We start from the raw sequence: 16576 nt of genomic DNA on the forward strand, positions 1-16576 counted from the left end.
GCGGAGCGTAACAGGTGTACTAGAGCACCGTCCAGATTGTGTACTAGTACGTAATAATGGGGTGTGAGCAGGATCCTTGGTGCTCGCCCATTGGTGTGCTAGAACGCTTGTGCGCACCGCGCGACCTTGTGAGGAGTCACCTTGCCCGCCGTCGACCGACCTGAACCGCCGTACCTCCAAATCGCGGGAAGCATTCGCGACGACATCGTTTCGGGCAGGCTCAAGGAAGGCGACGCGGTCCCGTCCGCGCGTGAGATCGCCCGAAACTGGAACGTCGCCATGGCGACGGCGATGAAGGTCCTCTCGACGCTGCGCGCCGAAGGTCTGGTCCGCGCGGTCCGCGGCGTCGGGACAGTGGTGCAGACCAGAGCGTTGCACCGTTCCGCGCAAGACAGGACGATCTCGATCGCGAGAACCGGCAAGGTCTATCCACCAGGCCACTACGCGAAAATCCGTGAAGCCGGGCTGCTTCCGTCGCCGGAGAGGGTGGCGGACGCGCTCGGCATCGAAGCGGGCGCACCCGCGATCCGGCGGCGGAGGACGACGTACGCGAGCGAAGGTCGTCCGGTGTCGACGTCGGTTTCGTGGTTCGACGGCGCTGTAGCGGCGAAAGCGCCTTTGTTGTTCGAGCCGGTGCGGATCGTCGAAGGCACGGTCAAATATGTGGCCGACCGGACCGGCCGGGTACTGACGTCGACTCATTCCCAGCACGCCGCGGGGCTGGCGGGTGCCGAGGAAGCGGCGGAGCTCGGCGTGGCCGAAGGTTCGGCGATCTTGTTGAGCCGCAACAGGTTTCTCTCCGCGGAAGGCGACGTACTCGAGTACGGCGAATCGGCGGCCTTGCCGAACCATTGGGTTTTCTACGAATACGACATCGAGGACGGGGCATGAAGCACATTCACGCGGGTAAGGTCCGGGACCTTTACGAAATCGACGGCGACATTCTGCTTGTCGCGTCGGATCGCGTTTCGGTCTACGACGTCTCGCTGCCGACCCCGATCCCGGACAAGGGCGCGCTGCTGAACCAGCTTTCCGCCTGGTGGTTCGAAAAGCTGGCCGACTTGGTGCCGAACCACGTCCTCTCCACGACCGACGTCCCCGCCGAATTCGCCGGCCGCGCCATGCGGTGCAAGCCGCTGAAGATGATCCAGGTCGAATGCATCGCGCGTGGCTACCTCACCGGGCTCGGCATGCGCGAATACCAACGCGACGGCAAGGTTTCCGGCGTCGAACTGCCCGCCGGGCTCGTCGAGGCGGACAAGCTGCCCGAGCCGATCTTCACGCCGACCACGAAGATCTCCGACACCGGTCACGACGAGTTCATGACCTTCGCCGAGGTCGTGAACGACATCGGCAAGGAGACCGCGGACCGCCTTCGCGATCTGACGCTCGAGGTCTACACCAAGGGCGCGGAGCACGCGGCGAAGAACGGCATCATCATCGCCGACACCAAGATCGAGTTCGGGTTCGACGCCGACGGTGTGCTGACGCTCGGGGACGAGGTCCTCACCTCGGACTCGTCGCGTTTCTGGCCCGCCGACGAATACGAGCCGGGCCGGACGCAGCACGCGTTCGACAAGCAGTTCGTCCGCGACTGGTCCGCGAGCACCGGCTGGGACAAGACGCCACCGGGTCCCGCCATCCCGGACGAGATCGTCGAGGCGACCCGCAAGCGCTACACCGAGGTCTACGAGAGGATCACCGGGAAGACCTGGGTTCCCGGCGGTGGCCATGCCTGACCCGCAGGTCTACGACCCGTACCGGCTGATCGACGACGTCGAGGGACTGCTGATCCAGCGGGGTCACCGGCCGGAGCGGGTCGAGGGCCGGGCGGGCGACCGCGTCGCCGGGGCGAGCAGGTTGTTGCGGGGCTTGGGAATCGAGCCGCTCCGGGCCCCCGGTGACGCTCTCGACCTCGACGGTCAAAGGGCGTATCAGGCGCGCGTCCACGGCGACTGACGACGCGTTCGGTCGGCTAAGTGCGGAAAAGTATCCGCACTTAGCCGACCGAACGCCGGGGGATCAGGGGCTACGGGTCAGCGTCGGGTCGGTCTCGACGACTCCGTCGAGGGCCTCGTCGATGGCGGCGAGCAGATCCGCGTCCAGCTTCACGCCGGCCGCCTTCACGTTCTCGTGCACCTGCTCCGGCCGCGAAGCGCCGATGATCGCCGAAGCGACGTTCGGGTTCTGCAGTACCCACGCCACGGACAGCTGGGCCAGCGTGAGCCCCGCCTTGTCCGCGATCGGCCGCAGCCGCTGCACCCGCTCGAGGACGTCGTCGTTGAGGAAGCGGGCGACCATGTTGGCGCCGCCCTTCTCGTCCGTCGCGCGGGAGCCCTCCGGCAGCGGCTGGCCGGGCTTGTACTTGCCGGTGAGCACGCCCTGCGCGATCGGCGACCAGACGATCTGGCTGAGGCCTTCGCGCTCGGACGCCGGGACGACCTGCGCCTCGATGACCCGCCACAGCGCGTTGTACTGCGGCTGGTTCGAGACGAACGGCACCTTCAGCTCACGCGCGATCGCGGCCCCCTGCGTGATCTGCTCGGCGGTCCACTCCGAGACACCGACGTAGAGCACCTTGCCCTGGCGGACGAGGTCGGCGAAGGCGAGGAAGGTCTCTTCGAGCGGAACGGTCCGGTCGAACCGGTGCGCCTGGTAGAGGTCGACGTAGTCGGTGCCGAGCCGCTTCAGCGAAGCGTTCGCCGACTCCATGATGTGCTTGCGGCCCAGCCCCTGGTCGTTGGGGCCCTTGGGGCCGGTCGGCCAGTAGACCTTGGTGAAGATCTCCAGGCTTTCCCGGCGCAGGCCCTTCAGGCCGCGGCCGAGCACCGATTCGGCGGCCGTGTTGGCGTAAACATCGGCGGTGTCGAAGGTGGTGATGCCGGCGTCGAGCGCCGCCTTGATACAGGCCTGGGCCTGGTCCTCTTCGACCTGGGACCCGTGGGTGAGCCAGTTGCCGTACGAGATCTCGCTGACATTGAGGCCGCTGCGGCCGAGGCGTCGGAACTCCATGGGCGCGACTCTACCCCAAGCCGTTAGTCACGCTAACGACCTGGGAATCGCCTGCTCAGACCTTGTCGCCGGGCTTGACCCGCGGCTTCGGGACGCGCAGCTTGCGGATCTGGCTCGCGCGGATGAAGGCGTACCAGCCGACCGAAGCACCCTTGACCGTCTCGTCGGGGAACTTCAGCCGGACCATCTTCGCGATCCGGCGTCCGCTGAGCACGCCCTCGACGATCATGCCGAGCAGCATCACGGTGCACAGCAGCGTCGCGTAGCGCTGCACATCCGGGTACGGGAGGATCAGGGCGACGAACACCAGGATCGCGAGCGGCATGAAGAGGCCGAGCAGGTTGCGCCGGGAGTCGACGAGGTCACGGATGTAGGCCTTGACCGGGCCGCGGTCGCGCGGGAGCAGGTACTTGTCGTCGCCCGCCATCATCCGCTCGCGGCGTTCCTTCGCGGCGTTGCGCTGCTTGGCCTTGTACTGCGGGTCGGCCTTCGCCGCCTTGCGGAGTTCCTTGTTGCGCTTCATCGCCTCACGCATGCTGGTGGGCGGGGGCGCCACCGGGCCGCGGCGCTTGGCCTCGGCCTCGCGTCGTTTGGGAGTGGCCTTGCCCTTTCCGGGCGTGTAGGCCTTCGCCTGGACCTCGACGACCTGGGTGTCGGGCGTCTCGGCGTCGGTCGTGGCGGAGTCTGTGGTGCTACGGCGCAGGAACCTCACCTCACCAGGGTAGTCGCGGGCGTCACGGTGCCACGCACCAGGCCGAGCGATATGTCACCATGGAGGGGAACAGATCGGGACTCCGACGTGTTGAACCACATGCAAGACGAGTACCCGCAGCGAGTTCGACCAGAGGGAGAACCATGACGACCGCTGAGCAGGCAGCAGCAGCTCAGGCCGAAACCGCCGAGGAGACCCACGGCGTCACGTTGACCGATGCCGCCGCCGCCAAGGCGAAGGCCCTGCTCGAGCAGGAGGGCCGTGACGACATGCACCTGCGCATCGCCGTCCAGCCCGGTGGGTGCGCGGGCTTGCGCTACCAGCTGTTCTTCGACGAGCGCACGCTCGACGGCGACCTGTTCCGTGACTTCGACGGGCTCCGCGTCGCCGTCGACCGGATGAGCGCGCCGTACGTGTCGAGCGCCGTGATCGACTTCGTCGACTCGATCGAAAAGCAGGGCTTCACCATCGACAACCCGAACGCGACGGGTAGCTGCGCCTGCGGCGACAGCTTCCACTGACGCGTCGAGCATGAAGAAGGGCCGCGAACCTCACCCAGGTCGCGGCCCTTCTTCATACCTGCGGCTCTTCACGGCCGCGGCGGATCAGACGTAGGCGTCCAGATCGGCGACCTGGGCGAGACACCGCTCGTCGACGGTCCAGGGCGGAGCGCTCTGCCGGGGCAGTGGCAGGTTCTCGGCCTGGAGGGACGAGGGGATACCGGCACAGTCGGCGATGAGTTCGCCGATCGATTCCGGCTCGAGGTGATACGTGGAAGTGGTCACGAACGACAAGTTAATGACTCGCGTGCGAGTAGGACACCACTACCAACCGGTAGTGTTCAAGGCCGTGCCTGAAGCAACCCGTATGGGGCATGACCTGCGGGTAACTTAGCCGTCCTCGTCTCCCGAGGCCGACAGAACAAGGAGAACCGGTGGCAGACAGCGCCAGGATCGCAGTATCCGGCAGTATCGCAACCGACCATCTCATGCACTTCCCCGGCAGGTTCGCCGAGCAGCTCATCGCCGAGCAGTTGCACCGTGTCTCCCTGAGCTTCCTGGCCGACGACCTCGTCGTCCGGCGGGGCGGCATCGGCGCGAACATCGCGTTCGGCCTCGGCGTGCTGGGGCAGCGTCCGATCCTGGTCGGCGCCGTGGGCGCCGACTTCGCCGACTATCGCTCGTGGCTCGAGCGGCATGGCGTCGACACCGCCGGTGTGCTGGTGTCCGAGGTCGCGCACACCGCCCGCTTCGTCTGCACCACCGACGAGGACCTCTGCCAGATCGCCACCTTCTACGCCGGTGCGATGGCCGAGTCCCGCAACATCGAACTCGCGCCGGTCGCCGCGCACGCCGGCGAGCTGTCGCTCGTGCTGATCAGCCCGGACGACCCCGAAGGCATGGTCCGGCACGCCGAAGAGTGCCGCCAGCGCGGCTACACCTTCGCCGTCGACCCGTCGCAGCAGCTGGCCAGGATGGACGGCGAGCAGGTGCGCGCCTTCGTCGAGGGCGCGAAGTACCTGTTCAGCAACGACTACGAATGGGAGCTCCTGCTCCAGAAGACCGGTTGGACCGAGGCGGACGTCCTCGACCGCGTCGGCATGCGGATCACGACGCTCGGGGAAAAGGGCGTCGAGATCATCGGCAAGGACGGCCTCGCGCTGCAGATCGGCGCCGTCCCGGAGCGCGGCAAGGTGGACCCGACCGGCGTCGGCGACGGCTTCCGCGCCGGGTTCATCGCCGGTATCGAGGGCGGCCTCAGCCTGGAGCGTGCGGCGCAGCTGGGCTCACTGATCGCCGTTCTGGTGCTCGAGACCGTCGGCACCCAGGAGTGGACCTTCCAGCGCGACGACGCGCTGGGCCGCCTCAAGGAGGCCTTCGGCCCGGAATCCGCCGAGGAGATCGCCGCGGTCCTGCCCGCTTGACCTGAAGCCAAAGCGCGTGAAGGCCCCCTTCCCTTAGCCGCCTGGCCGTGAAGGACTCTTGGGGACTGGTATTTGGTGACCCGCTGGTGTGGGCTGCCGGTCGGAACAAGCTTGATCAAGGTATGAGGGGCGGCGGAACTCAAAGGCCCTACAGGAGTCCTTCCCACCTTTCCCAGTACATGATGGCCCCCTTCCTTGCGCTAGGCGCAAGGAAGGGGGCCATCATGTACTTACACGCGAGCAAGACCGCAGGTGACGAGTAGGCTTCACGCGCGTCCGGTCAGGATCCCGGCGATCTCCGCGGGACGGGACACGTGGGGGCAGTGCCCGGCGTCGATCTCGATCGCGGTGACCCCGAGCCGTTCCCTGGCGGCCCGCCGCTGCCACACCGGCTTCAGCGTGCGATCCCGTGTGGGGACGATCACCGTCGACGGGATCTCCGGCGCGGGCCCGGCGGGATGGGCCGCGAGGACAGCGGGATCGAACAGCCGCAGACTGTCCAGCGCCAGGTGTTCGGTCTCCGAATCGCAGTCGTGGAAGAGGAACTCGGACGCCTTCGCGGGATCGGCCGTCGGATCCACCCCGATCCAGTCCGGTTCGAGCATGGTCCTGGCCTCGTCGCGCAGGCACTTCCCGCCCGGGAAATCGGGGATGTAGGCGGCGAGCCACACCAGCGCCCGCGCGCCGAGCGCTTCGGCGATCGCGGGAAGCAGGACCCCGGAACCCGAATGGGCCACCACGACCGGCCGCTCGCCGCCATACTGCTCACGCACGTGCTGCGCGTACCCCTCGACGGGCAGATCTTCCGGGGTCAGCAGGTCGACCGCGATCGCCCGGTGCCCGGCCGCGGTGAGCAACGTGGCCACCCGAGCCCAGCTCGCGGGGCTCTGCGTCGTGCCGTGCACGAGGACGAAGTCCATGACTCCATGCTGGCCTCCACCGGGTGAACGGTGAAGGCCGGCAAGAAGAGTCGTGACTAGAGCTTCACCGGGTAGACCGGCTCCGGCACCTCGGGCTTGATGCGGTTCTCGACGAAGATGCCGTGCCACAGCATGAACACCAGCAGCGCCCACAGCTGGCGGCTGCGGTCGAGCTGCCCGGCCTTGTGCTCGTCGAGCAGGGCCAGCACGGCCTTCTTGTCGAGCAGTTCGTCGGTCCGGGAGTCCGAGATGATGCCCTTGGCCCAGTCGTACATCTCGTTGCGCAGCCACAGCCGGATCGGCACGGGGAAGCCGAGCTTGCGCCGGTTCAGCACATGCGCCGGGATGATCTTCGCCAGCGCCTGGCGCAGCGCGTACTTCGTGGTGCCGTGCGCGAGCTTCTGGTCGAGCGGGATGCTCGCGGCGACCTTGAACACCTCGGCGTCGAGGAACGGCACCCGCAGTTCCAGCGAGTTCGCCATGGTCACCTTGTCGGCCTTGACCAGGATGTCGCCGCGCAGCCAGGTGTAGAGGTCGACGTGCTGCATCCGCGCGACCGGGTCCCAGCCCTCGGAGATCTTGTACCAAGGAGCGGTGACGTCCTTGAAGCCGACGCCTTCCTCGTAGGTGCGCAGCACGTTGCGGAGCTGGTCGTCGCGGAAGTTACGGGCGTTGCCGTAGTAGCGGTCCTCCAGCGGCAGCGCCCCGCGCCGCAGCAGGTCCTTGCCTCGCGTGCCCTCGGGGATCTTCGTGGAGACCTTGCCGATGATCTTCCGCATCCCGCCGGGGATCTTCTCGAACGGCGCCAGCGAGATCGGCTCGTTGTAGATCGTGTAGCCGCAGAAGAGCTCGTCGGCGCCTTCGCCGGACAGGACGGCCTTGACGTGTTTACGCGCCTCGCGGGCGATGAACCACAGCGGCACGAGCGCCGGGTCGGCCACCGGGTCGTCGAGGTACCAGACGATGAGCGGCAGCGCCTCCATCATCTCGTCCGCCGACACCGTGCGGACCACGTGCCGCACGCCGATCGCCGCGGCCGTTTCGGCGGCGACGTCGACCTCGGAGTAGCCCTCGCGCTCGAACCCGGTGGTGAACGCGATCAGGTTCGGGTTGTGCTCCTTGGCCAGCGTCGCGGTAGCCGTCGAGTCGATGCCGCCGGACAGGAACGCGCCGACCGTGACGTCCGGGTCGGAGATCATGTGCTTGCCGACCGAGTCGCGCATCACATCGGCGATGCGCTCGTACAGCGCCTCCGCCTCGGCCTCGCTGTTGACCGGCTTCGCGGCGAACTGCGGGTGGAAGTAGCGGGTGAACTCGACGTCGCCGCCCGGGACGACCCGGAACGACGTGCCGGACTCGACGCGGCGGATCCCGGTGTGCAGCGACTCGGGCTCCGGCACGTACTGCAGCACCAGGTAGTGCTGCAGGGCCGTGCGGTCCAGCTTCTCCTCGACGCCGAGGACGCTCGAAAGCTCCAGCAGGCTCTTCTTCTCACTCGAGAAGGCGATCTTGCCGGGACCGGCGGAGTAGAACAGCGGTTTGATGCCGAACGGGTCGCGCGCGCCGAAGACCACCTTCTCCTGGGAATCCCAGATCATGAAGGCGAACATGCCGCGCAGCTTCTTCACCGCGTCGTCGCCGAGGTAGTGGTACGCCGCGACGATCGCCTCGCCGTCGCCCTCTGTGGCGAACTTCGCACCGTGCTCGGCGGCCAGTTCGTCGCGCAGCTCTGTGTAGTTGTAGATCTCGCCGTTGAAGTTCAGCGTGTAACGCTCGGGGGCCTCCGGCGGGCCCCAGATCAGCGGCTGGTGGGCGTGGTCGACGTCGATGAAGGCCAGCCGGTTGAAGCCGTAGACCACCTCGGCGTCGGCCCAGGTGTCGTGCTCGTCGGGACCGCGGTGGCGCTGGCAGCGCATGGCGGCGTCGACCGCTTCACGGGCGCCCGCGGCGTCGGCTTCGGTCGAACAGATCAGTCCAAGCAGGCCGCACACGTCTAGTTCACACACCTCTTGTTGGCCGAGCGGGGAGAAGGGCCCAGTATGCCGGTGGACGTGTACACCCGGATGTGGTGGGGGATACGCGTGTTGGGGTCACCCCTTAGTCAGCGCGGCGCCGCAACTCGGCTAGGCTCCGCCATGTCACGAAGATCGGTCGAGGAGGCTCTGGGTGAAAGGGCAAGGCGCAGTGGGAAATCCAGAGCGCATCCCGGTTAAGCGGGCTGGTCGCGTCGCAGCGCTCGCCGCGCTGGTGATGCTGACCGCGACAGGCTGTTCCGGGGACGAGATCCTTCGCTTCGGCTGGCCTGTCGGGGTGACCCCGCAGGCGCACGACATGCGCACCCTGTGGACGTGGACGGTCGTCGCCGCGCTGGTCGTCGGTGTCATCGTCTGGGCGCTGATCTTCTGGACCGCGATCTTCCACCGCAAGAAGAAGACCGCCGACGGCGCGGAGGAGGAACTGCCCCGCCAGTTCCAGTACAACATCCCGCTGGAGATCTTCACCGTCGTCGTCCCGACGATCATGGTCTGCGTGCTGTTCTTCTTCACCGCGACCACCGAGAACCGCGTGCTCGCCGAGACCGAGAACCCGGACGTCACGGTCGACATCGTCGCGTTCCAGTGGAACTGGGAGTTCAAGTACAAGAGCGACTCCAAGAACCACGACGACCCGGAGATCACCACGGTCGGCAGCTCGACCGAGATCCCGCTGCTCGTCCTCCCGACGAACAAGACGATCCAGTACAACTTGCGGTCGGCCGACGTCATTCACTCGTTCTGGGTGCCGGAGTTCCACTTCAAGCGGGACGTCATGCCGGACCCGGAGAAGAACAACCAGGACTTCACCTTCCAGAACTCGATCGACCGGGAAGGTTCGTTCGTCGGCCGCTGCGCCGAGCTGTGCGGTACCTACCACTCGGGAATGAACTTCGAGGTCAGGGCCCTGTCGCCGGACAAGTACGCGCAGTACATCCAGCTCCGCGGCACGGTGAACCCGAAGAGCGGCAGGCCGAACACCGCTTCCGAGGCGCTGGCGGCGATGAACTGCGGCGAGCTGTGCGCGCCCTACGCCGTCACCACCACCCCGTTCAACACCGACCGCACCGCGCGGGTCGCGTCCAACTGACCCGGCTGTTCGAGCCCGAAACAGGAGTGAGGCAACGTCCATGAAGGTCGAAGGACGGATTTTCTTCCTCGTCGCGGTCTTCTCCGTCGTCGTGGCGGGTATCTACGCGTACATGACCGGAACGATGACCCGGGACGGCGTCGAGCCGGTCGGTGTGGTGGCCCTGATCCTCACCGGTGGCCTGGCCTTCCTGGCCGGGAGCTACCTGCAGTTCGTGGCGCGGCGCATCGAGCCGCGGCCGGAGGACCGGGAAGACGCCGAGATCAGTGACGGTGCCGGTGAGCTGGGCTTCTTCAGCCCCGGCAGCTACTGGCCGATCGGTCTCGCGGCGGCCGCCGCGCTGACCGGTGTCGCGCTCGCGTTCTTCCACGTCTGGCTGCTGATCATCGCGCTCGGCCTGGTGATCGTCGCCATCGGCGGGCTGGTGTTCGAGTACCACACGGGCCCGAACCACGAGTGACGTTCTGCCGTCGAAACGGCGCCTCGGTCTTCTGGACCGGGGCGCCGTTTTCGCATTCAGAGGACTAAACGCGGGCGGACAGCGCCGTTTTCACCTCCGGCTTCGGTGGTCGCTTGGCCGCCCGCTTCGGGGCCAGCGCCGCCGCCAGTACCGCCAGCATCCCCACGATCTCCGGCCATGTAGGCCGGTGGCCGTAGGCGAGGACGTCCACCACCACCGCGACCACGGGATAGACGTACGACAGCAGCGCCACCGTCGTGGTCGGCAGCTTGCCGATGCTCGCGTACATCAGGACGTACATCAGCGCCGTGTGCACGGTGCCCAGCAGCACCAGCCACAGCAGCCCCGTCGTGTCCGTGGGCAGCGGCGTGACGAGCAGGGCGGGGGCGAGCACGATCGTCCCGGTCACCAGCTGGACGGCCGCCAGGACGTGCGGGCGGAGGTGCTTGAGCTGCTTCGCGACGAACGAGGCGCCGGCGTAGAGCGCGGCCGCCCCCAGGGCGAGGGCGATTCCTGCCGGCTTCACGGGCTTGCCGTCGACACCGTGCGCGGACAGGGAGATGAGCGCCACCCCGCCGAACGCGATCAGCGCCCGGACGAGCTGGCTCTTCGCCATCTTCTCGCCGAGGAACGCGGCGGCGAGACCGACCAGCATCAGCGGCTGCGTGTGGTAGACGACGGTGCTCACCGAGATCGACGAAAGCGCGTAGGAAGCGAAAAGCAGTACCCAGTTCCCGACCAGGAACAGCCCGCCGAGGATGGCGAGCAGCAGGTCGCGGCGGGTCAGCGTCCATGGCCGGAGCCAGCCGCGCGCGGCGCTCCAGACCAGGAGGAGCAGGCCGCCGACGAGACTCCTGGCGAAGGCCACCGCGGGCGCGTCGGCGCCGCTTTCGAGGACGACGGCGCCGATCGTGCCCGACAGCGCCATCGCGGCCGTCCACTGCAGCAGGGGGTTGTTCTTGTTCATGGCGACCACTTTCGGCCTCCGGCGCCCGCACGAACAGTGTCAGAGATGACATCGACCGCAAAACTTATGACACACTGCCGGGGTGGAGGTGAAAAAGGTCGCGGTGGTGCTCGCCGACCACGTCTCGCCGTTCGAACTCGGCGTCGCGTGCGAGGTCTTCGGCACCGATCGCAGCGCCGACGGCATCCAAGGCTGGGACTTCGCCGTCTGCTCGCCCGGCGGCGAGAACGTCCTGAGCTGGTCCGGCTTCGGGCTGAACAGCCTGAAGACCTTGGACTTCGCGGCGTCCGCCGATCTGCTGATCGTCCCGACCTGCGCGCCGCGCAGCGCGAGCCCGCCGGAGCCGGTGCTGGAAGTACTGCGCGACGCGGCGAGCCGGGGCGCTTGGGTCGCGGGCTTCTGCGCGGGCGTCTTCTCGCTCGGGTACGCGGGGCTTCTCGACGGGCGCAACTGCACCGTGCACTGGGTCTACGAACAGGAGTTCCGGTCGCGTTTCCCGACGGCGAAGGTCGACCCGAAGGCGTTGTACGTCGACGACGGAGGCATTCTCACCAGCGCGGGGACCGTCGCCGCCGTCGACCTCTGCCTGCATCTGGTGCGCGAACTGCGAGGTGTCGCCGCGGCCACCACGCTGGCCAGGCGGATGGTCGCGGCTCCGCACCGCGTCGGCGGGCAGGCGCAGTTCGTGCAGGCGCCGGTGCCCGAGACGGCCGCGCCCGGCGACACGGTGCTCGCCGAAGCACTCGAATGGATCGAGCGACGACTGGATCAGCCGTTCACCGTCGCGGAACTCGCCCGCCGCAGCGGTTTGGGCGAGCGCACGTTCCTGCGCCGGTTCTCGGCGGCCACCGGCACGACTCCGCACCGGTGGCTCACCGAACGCCGTCTCGATCGCGCGCAGGCGTTGCTCGAAGAGGGCCGTCTGTCCATTGAGGACATCGCGGTCGCCTGCGGGTACGCCTCCGCCGCGGCGCTGCGGCACCAGTTCGGCAAGCTCCGCGGCACCAGCCCCAGCGCTTATCGCAAGACGTTTTCCGTTGGCTGAGCGGAAATGTCGTGTCCGACGGTGACGTCGACGTACTCGGGGACCTCTTCGTGCGCGTCGCCGACCGTGAGCGTTCCGGTCGGCTCGAACAGCAACAGCGACGCACCGTCCACTGAGGACGGTCTGTGATAGGTACCGCGCGGGACGACGAACACCGAGCCGCGCGGCAACGTGACGACGCGTTCGCCCGCCTCTTCCCGCAACGCGATGTCCAAGGTGCCGTCGAGGACGAGAAAGAACTCGTCGGTGTTCTCGTGGACGTGCCAGACGTGCACGCCCGCGACCTTGGCGAGGCGGACGTCGTAGTCGTTGACGTGGGCGACGATCCGCGGGCTCCAGATCTCGTCGAAGCCGGCCAGTGCGGTCGCCAGGTCGATCGGCTGCTTGCTCATGCCTTCGATCCTGGTCGCTGGACCGGCAGGGGAGTGAGTGCTAGGAATCGCATATGTCGCATGATTTCTCGCACAAGGTCGCCCTCCTGGTCGACGAGGGGTCGAACCCCTTCGAAATGGGGGTCGCGACCGAGCTTTTCGGCCTGCGGCGGCCGGAACTGGAGCGGCCTTGGTACGACCTCACGCTGTGCGCCGCCGAGCCGTCCGTGCGCATGCACTTGGGGATGTTCACCCTCACCGGAATTTCCGGGCTCGAAGCCGTGACGTCCGCCGACACGGTGATCGTGCCCAACCGGCCGGATCCGGAGAGCCCGGCCCGGGAATCGGTGCTGACGGCCGTCCGGGACGCGGCCGCGCGGGGTGCCCGGCTGGTGAGCTTCTGCACCGGAGCCTTCACCCTCGCGCAGGCCGGTGTCCTGCACGGGCGGCGCGCGACGACCCACTGGCGGTGGGCCGACCTGTTCCGCGCCCGGTTCCCCGAGGTGCGGCTGGAGCCGGACGTCCTGTTCGTCGACGACGGCGACGTCCTGACGGCTGCGGGCAGCGCGGCCGCGCTGGACCTGGGCCTGCACCTGATCAGCCGCGACCACGGTGCCGAGATCGCCAACGCGGTGAGCCGTCGCCTGGTGTTCGCGGGGCACCGGGACGGTGGACAGCGGCAGTTCGTCGAACGCCCGGTGCCGTCGGTGCCGGACACCTCGCTGGCGCCGGTGCTCGAATGGGCCCGCGAACGGCTGGACCGGCCGCTCACCGTGGCCGACCTCGCCGCCCGGGCGGCGACCAGTCAGGCGACGCTGCACCGCCGGTTCCGGGCCGAACTGGGGACGACGCCGCTGGCGTGGCTCACGACGGAACGGATCGCGCTGGCGTGTCGGCTGATCGAACGCGGGGAGCAGCGGCTGGACCGGGTCGCGCGGGCGTCGGGTTTCGGTACCGCGGCGAACCTGCGTACCCGGCTTCGGCGGGCTACGGGGCTGACGCCTACGGCTTACCGGGCGCGGTTCAGTACTGCTTCGTAGGGGGTCGCGCCCGTGCAATGAAAGGCCCCTTCATCGCAAAATTTGCGATGAAGGGGCCTTTCATTGCACGTCGTGAGTGGTCAGCGAGAGGTTCTTCGCCCGACCACGTTGTCCTGGAGCAAGAGAGAGCGCGTGTGCCATGAAAGGTCCTTTCCTTGCAAATTTTGCAAGGAAAGGACCTTTCATGGCACGCCAGGAGGGATCCACCGGTGCAGCACCGCGCAGCCGGTCGGCGCGCGTGTCGTGTCCGTGAAGGCCTCCTTCCCTACTCTCAAGGTAGGGAAGGAGGCCTTCACGGACTTTCGTGACTTGAGGCTTCCACTGAGCGCGTGTGAGCAGAGCGTCAGGCGAAAGCGATCCACCGGTTCAGCAGATCGGCCGCCGCGCCCGAATCGATGGCCGAGGCCGCCCGCGCGAGGCCGGTCGTCAGGTCGTCTTCCAGCGATCCCGAGAAGCCGGTGAAAGCCGCCAGCGCGGCCGCCGAGTTGAGCAGCACCGCGTCCCGCACCGGCCCGGTTTTCCCGGCCATCACCTGACGGAAGACTTCGGCGTTGTGCGCCGCGTCACCGCCGCGGAGGTCGTCCGCGGTCGCCCGCGCGATGCCCAGCGCCGAAGGGTCGAAGCTGCGTTCGGTGATCTCGCCGCCGGAGACCACCCATACCGAACTGGTGGTCGTGGTGGTGATCTCGTCGAGCCCGTCGTCGCCGCGGACGAGCAGCACGGTCATGCCGCGGCGCGCGAACACCTCGGCGAGCACGCGGGTCTTGTCCTCGTACGCGCAGCCGATCAGCGAACTGCGCGGTTGCGCCGGATTGGTCAGCGGGCCGAGCAGGTTGAACGTCGTCGGCACGCCGAGTTCGCCGCGGGTCGGGCCGGCGTGGCGCAGGGCGGGGTGGAACTTCGGCGCGAAACAGAAGCCGATGCCCAGTTCGTTCACGCTGCGCTGGACGGTCTCGGGCGGCAGGTCGATGGTGACGCCCAGCTCTTCCAGCACGTCGGCGGCGCCGGACTTCGACGACGCGCTCCGGTTGCCGTGTTTCGCCACCGGCGCGCCGGCCGCGGCCGTCACCACCGTGGCCATGGTGGAGATGTTGACCGAGTTGGACCGGTCCCCGCCGGTGCCGACGATGTCCACCGAAGGCCGGTCGATCGTCACCCGTTTGGCGTGCGCCAGCATGGCGTCGGCCATGCCGGAGATCTCCGCCGGTGTCTCACCCTTCGCCCGCAGCGCGACGGCGAACCCGGCGATCTGGGAGGGCGTCGCCGCCCCGCGCATGATCTGGTCCATCGCCCACGCGGTGTCCTCTTCGGACAGGTCCGTCCGCGCGATGAGCTGGTTGAGCAGGGACGGCCAGGTCTTGGCTGCCGCGCTCATCGGGTCAGCTGTGCACGACCGGCACCCGCCGGGCGCGCAGTACGTCGGCGACCGTCTCCGCGGCCGTCAGCGGGTCGAGCGGGTGGACCAGCACCGCGTCGGCCTGCGACCAGGTCGCGAGCCACCGGTCGTCCTTGCGCCGCACCGCCACCACGATGGGCGGGCAGTCCTCGATCTCGTTCTTGAGCTGGCGGGTCAGTCCGATGCCGCCGGTCGGCTGCGCCTCGCCGTCGAGGATGGCCAGGTCCACGTTGCCCGCGTCCATCTCGACGAGCACCTCGGAAATGCCGGAAGCCTCGGTGTAGTCCACCCGGCCGAGGTCGGCGGCGGGCCTGCGGCCGACGGCGTTGATGATCGCCTCGCGCACCTCCGCCTTGTGGCTGAACACCAGGATCCGCATCGCCTGCTCGCCCATGAGCGCGCCTCCACCTCGTCTAGTCATCTCGACACCGGCGATGTTATCCGCCATGACCGACATCACGTGGACGCACCCGACGGCTGGAGCGCGTCCCAGCCCAGCGAATCGCCGCCGAGCCGCTGCGCGAGCCCCGCCATCCGTGACCGTTCCTGCGCGCAGTGCAGCGCGTCGAGGGTCTGGACGCGCGACGCGTACGCCAGCGTGAAGTCACCGTCCGGTCCCTGTTCCCGCAGTTCCCAGCCGTCCTGGGCGAGGATCGACTTCGCCTCCGCCACCTTTTCGGGCGGCAGTTTCAAGTGGTGACGCAGGATCGCCGGTGCTTCGGCGACCCAAGCGGGTGATCTCGCCAGCACCGAAGAATCCGCCTCGGCGGGATCGAAAGCCGTCACGACGATCTCGACGCCGGGCGTGTCGACGGTCAGACCTGGGAGCTTCGGCTTCTTGACCAGGTCACGCAGTCGATCTAGTAAACCCATGAGTAGCTCTGTTCCCGCTTTCGTTCAGATGTGACCCGACACGCACGCGACTTGCCGTGGACCCACCCGGCGGGCCCCGTGCGTGAGAGGACATAATGCGACGCGTGACAACGGCAGCTCCCACCATCAGCCAGCGGGTCCACTCGCTGAACCGGCCGAACATGGTCAGTGTCGGCACCATCGTGTGGCTGTCCAGCGAACTGATGTTCTTCGCCGGACTGTTCGCCATGTTCTTCACCGTGAAGGCGCAGAACGCCTCCGGTCAGTGGCCGCCGCCGCTGCACGGTGAGCCCTTCCATCTGAACGTCGCGCTGGCGATCCCGTTCACGGTGATCCTCGTGGCTTCGTCGTTCACCTGCCAGTTCGGTGTGTTCGCCGCCGAAAAGGGTGACGTCTTCGGTCTGCGCCGCTGGTACATCATCACGTTGATCATGGGCGCGATCTTCGTCGGCGGCCAGGGTTACGAGTACCTGCACCTGATCGACGAGGGGATGACCATCCCGTCCGGCCCGTTCGGCACGGTGTTCTTCCTCGCGACCGGGTTCCACGGCCTGCACGTCATCGGCGGGCTCATCGCGTTCGTGTACCTGCTCATCCGCACCAAGCTGAGCAAGTTCACCCCGGCTCAAGCCACCTCGGCGATCGTCGTGTCCTACTACTGGCACTTCGTCGACATCGTGTGGGTGGGCCTGTTCGCGGTGATCTACATCCTTCCGTGAACGAAGCCGCCACC

20 protein-coding genes are annotated in these 16576 nt (G+C 67.7%); 10 read left to right on the top strand and 10 right to left on the bottom strand.

The window, feature by feature from the left end:
• Nucleotides 1–141 precede the first annotated feature (141 nt).
• Genes AVL48_RS12435 through AVL48_RS12445 form a run of 3 tightly spaced genes read left to right on the top strand, consistent with a single transcriptional unit; the run spans nt 142 to nt 1959 of the window.
• Nucleotides 142–891, top strand: a complete 750-nt coding sequence (locus AVL48_RS12435) for a GntR family transcriptional regulator (RefSeq protein ID WP_061983130.1) — start codon at nt 142–144, stop codon at nt 889–891.
• Nucleotides 888–1739, top strand: coding sequence for a phosphoribosylaminoimidazolesuccinocarboxamide synthase (locus AVL48_RS12440; protein ID WP_061983131.1), 852 nt, complete (start codon nt 888–890; stop codon nt 1737–1739). Before AVL48_RS12435 ends, AVL48_RS12440 begins: the two co-directional genes overlap by 4 nt.
• Entirely contained in the window at nt 1732–1959 is a 228-nt protein-coding gene (locus AVL48_RS12445; protein ID WP_061983334.1) for a hypothetical protein, read from the top strand. Before AVL48_RS12440 ends, AVL48_RS12445 begins: the two co-directional genes overlap by 8 nt.
• A gap of 63 nt (nt 1960–2022) precedes the next feature.
• On the opposite strand, the gene AVL48_RS12450 is transcribed toward AVL48_RS12445, so the two are convergent.
• Complete coding sequence (locus AVL48_RS12450) at nt 2023–3012, bottom strand: aldo/keto reductase family protein (RefSeq protein WP_061983132.1); 990 nt, start codon at nt 3010–3012, stop codon at nt 2023–2025.
• Nucleotides 3013–3067: 55 nt separating this feature from the next.
• Entirely contained in the window at nt 3068–3724 is a 657-nt protein-coding gene (locus tag AVL48_RS12455) for a DUF3043 domain-containing protein (RefSeq protein WP_061983133.1), read from the bottom strand.
• A gap of 143 nt (nt 3725–3867) precedes the next feature.
• On the opposite strand from AVL48_RS12455, the gene AVL48_RS12460 reads away from it, so the two are divergent.
• On the top strand, nt 3868–4245 hold the full coding sequence (locus AVL48_RS12460; protein WP_007029861.1) for a HesB/IscA family protein: 378 nt from the start codon (nt 3868–3870) through the stop codon (nt 4243–4245).
• An 84-nt stretch (nt 4246–4329) separates the two neighbouring features.
• On the opposite strand, the gene AVL48_RS12465 is transcribed toward AVL48_RS12460, so the two are convergent.
• Nucleotides 4330–4518, bottom strand: coding sequence for a hypothetical protein (locus tag AVL48_RS12465; protein ID WP_034321406.1), 189 nt, complete (start codon nt 4516–4518; stop codon nt 4330–4332).
• Between the two features lie 140 nt (nt 4519–4658).
• Here AVL48_RS12465 and AVL48_RS12470 point away from each other — a divergent pair, with 140 nt between their 5' ends.
• Nucleotides 4659–5648 carry a carbohydrate kinase family protein gene (locus tag AVL48_RS12470; protein WP_143104945.1) on the top strand — a complete coding sequence of 330 codons (990 nt, stop codon included), beginning with the start codon at nt 4659–4661 and terminating at the stop codon, nt 5646–5648.
• Nucleotides 5649–5914: 266 nt separating this feature from the next.
• Here AVL48_RS12470 and AVL48_RS12475 read toward each other — a convergent pair whose 3' ends face one another.
• On the bottom strand, nt 5915–6568 hold the full coding sequence (locus AVL48_RS12475; RefSeq protein WP_061983135.1) for an alpha/beta fold hydrolase: 654 nt from the start codon (nt 6566–6568) through the stop codon (nt 5915–5917).
• 56 nt (nt 6569–6624) lie between these two features.
• Nucleotides 6625–8559 (bottom strand): asparagine synthase (glutamine-hydrolyzing), encoded by a 1935-nt coding sequence (asnB, locus tag AVL48_RS12480; RefSeq protein ID WP_061983136.1) that lies wholly within the window; start codon nt 8557–8559, stop codon nt 6625–6627.
• Between the two features lie 193 nt (nt 8560–8752).
• Between asnB and ctaC the strand changes: the two genes are divergently transcribed.
• Both ctaC and AVL48_RS12490 read left to right on the top strand, forming a co-directional pair.
• On the top strand, nt 8753–9691 hold the full coding sequence (gene ctaC / locus AVL48_RS12485; RefSeq protein ID WP_061983137.1) for an aa3-type cytochrome oxidase subunit II: 939 nt from the start codon (nt 8753–8755) through the stop codon (nt 9689–9691).
• Nucleotides 9692–9731: 40 nt separating this feature from the next.
• Nucleotides 9732–10151 (top strand): cytochrome c oxidase subunit 4, encoded by a 420-nt coding sequence (locus AVL48_RS12490; protein WP_007029867.1) that lies wholly within the window; start codon nt 9732–9734, stop codon nt 10149–10151.
• Between the two features lie 64 nt (nt 10152–10215).
• Here AVL48_RS12490 and AVL48_RS12495 read toward each other — a convergent pair whose 3' ends face one another.
• Complete coding sequence (locus AVL48_RS12495) at nt 10216–11118, bottom strand: DMT family transporter (RefSeq protein ID WP_061983335.1); 903 nt, start codon at nt 11116–11118, stop codon at nt 10216–10218.
• Between the two features lie 82 nt (nt 11119–11200).
• Here AVL48_RS12495 and AVL48_RS12500 point away from each other — a divergent pair, with 82 nt between their 5' ends.
• Nucleotides 11201–12163: a GlxA family transcriptional regulator gene (locus AVL48_RS12500; RefSeq protein ID WP_061983138.1), complete on the top strand. Its 963-nt coding sequence runs from the start codon at nt 11201–11203 to the stop codon at nt 12161–12163.
• Here the strand turns inward: AVL48_RS12500 and AVL48_RS12505 are convergent.
• The gene (locus AVL48_RS12505; RefSeq protein WP_061983139.1) at nt 12136–12555 is read right to left on the bottom strand and encodes a cupin domain-containing protein; all 420 of its coding nucleotides are present in this window, start codon (nt 12553–12555) and stop codon (nt 12136–12138) included. The two genes, AVL48_RS12500 and AVL48_RS12505, sit on opposite strands and share 28 nt — an antisense overlap.
• Nucleotides 12556–12608: 53 nt before the next feature.
• On the opposite strand from AVL48_RS12505, the gene AVL48_RS12510 reads away from it, so the two are divergent.
• On the top strand, nt 12609–13574 hold the full coding sequence (locus tag AVL48_RS12510) for a helix-turn-helix domain-containing protein (protein ID WP_061983140.1): 966 nt from the start codon (nt 12609–12611) through the stop codon (nt 13572–13574).
• Nucleotides 13575–13917: 343 nt separating this feature from the next.
• Here AVL48_RS12510 and trpD read toward each other — a convergent pair whose 3' ends face one another.
• From trpD to AVL48_RS12525, 3 genes are all read right to left on the bottom strand, one after another.
• Nucleotides 13918–14949 carry an anthranilate phosphoribosyltransferase gene (trpD, locus tag AVL48_RS12515; protein ID WP_061983141.1) on the bottom strand — a complete coding sequence of 344 codons (1032 nt, stop codon included), beginning with the start codon at nt 14947–14949 and terminating at the stop codon, nt 13918–13920.
• A 4-nt stretch (nt 14950–14953) separates the two neighbouring features.
• The gene (locus tag AVL48_RS12520; protein ID WP_061983142.1) at nt 14954–15364 is read right to left on the bottom strand and encodes a hypothetical protein; all 411 of its coding nucleotides are present in this window, start codon (nt 15362–15364) and stop codon (nt 14954–14956) included.
• Between the two features lie 62 nt (nt 15365–15426).
• Nucleotides 15427–15843 carry a hypothetical protein gene (locus AVL48_RS12525; protein WP_061983143.1) on the bottom strand — a complete coding sequence of 139 codons (417 nt, stop codon included), beginning with the start codon at nt 15841–15843 and terminating at the stop codon, nt 15427–15429.
• Between the two features lie 95 nt (nt 15844–15938).
• Between AVL48_RS12525 and ctaE the strand changes: the two genes are divergently transcribed.
• The gene (gene ctaE / locus AVL48_RS12530) at nt 15939–16562 is read left to right on the top strand and encodes an aa3-type cytochrome oxidase subunit III (protein ID WP_061983144.1); all 624 of its coding nucleotides are present in this window, start codon (nt 15939–15941) and stop codon (nt 16560–16562) included.
• Nucleotides 16563–16576 lie beyond the last annotated feature (14 nt).

The sequence above is a fragment of the Amycolatopsis regifaucium genome, assembly GCF_001613935.1.
GTDB classification, from domain to species: domain Bacteria; phylum Actinomycetota; class Actinomycetes; order Mycobacteriales; family Pseudonocardiaceae; genus Amycolatopsis; species Amycolatopsis regifaucium.

Excerpts from the sequence above, each read along its gene's own strand:
- AVL48_RS12445 (WP_061983334.1), top strand. The coding sequence starts at position 1,732 with ATGCCTGACCCGCAGGTCTACGACCCGTACCGGCTGATCGACGACGTC.
- AVL48_RS12525 (WP_061983143.1), bottom strand. The coding sequence starts at position 15,843 with ATGGGTTTACTAGATCGACTGCGTGACCTGGTCAAGAAGCCGAAGCTC.
- AVL48_RS12520 (WP_061983142.1), bottom strand. The coding sequence starts at position 15,364 with ATGGGCGAGCAGGCGATGCGGATCCTGGTGTTCAGCCACAAGGCGGAG.
- AVL48_RS12450 (WP_061983132.1), bottom strand. The coding sequence starts at position 3,012 with ATGGAGTTCCGACGCCTCGGCCGCAGCGGCCTCAATGTCAGCGAGATC.
- trpD (WP_061983141.1), bottom strand. The coding sequence starts at position 14,949 with ATGAGCGCGGCAGCCAAGACCTGGCCGTCCCTGCTCAACCAGCTCATC.
- AVL48_RS12495 (WP_061983335.1), bottom strand. The coding sequence starts at position 11,118 with ATGAACAAGAACAACCCCCTGCTGCAGTGGACGGCCGCGATGGCGCTG.
- ctaE (WP_061983144.1), top strand. The coding sequence starts at position 15,939 with ATGCGACGCGTGACAACGGCAGCTCCCACCATCAGCCAGCGGGTCCAC.
- AVL48_RS12475 (WP_061983135.1), bottom strand. The coding sequence starts at position 6,568 with ATGGACTTCGTCCTCGTGCACGGCACGACGCAGAGCCCCGCGAGCTGG.
- AVL48_RS12505 (WP_061983139.1), bottom strand. The coding sequence starts at position 12,555 with ATGAGCAAGCAGCCGATCGACCTGGCGACCGCACTGGCCGGCTTCGAC.
- AVL48_RS12490 (WP_007029867.1), top strand. The coding sequence starts at position 9,732 with ATGAAGGTCGAAGGACGGATTTTCTTCCTCGTCGCGGTCTTCTCCGTC.
- AVL48_RS12510 (WP_061983140.1), top strand. The coding sequence starts at position 12,609 with ATGTCGCATGATTTCTCGCACAAGGTCGCCCTCCTGGTCGACGAGGGG.
- AVL48_RS12460 (WP_007029861.1), top strand. The coding sequence starts at position 3,868 with ATGACGACCGCTGAGCAGGCAGCAGCAGCTCAGGCCGAAACCGCCGAG.
- AVL48_RS12440 (WP_061983131.1), top strand. The coding sequence starts at position 888 with ATGAAGCACATTCACGCGGGTAAGGTCCGGGACCTTTACGAAATCGAC.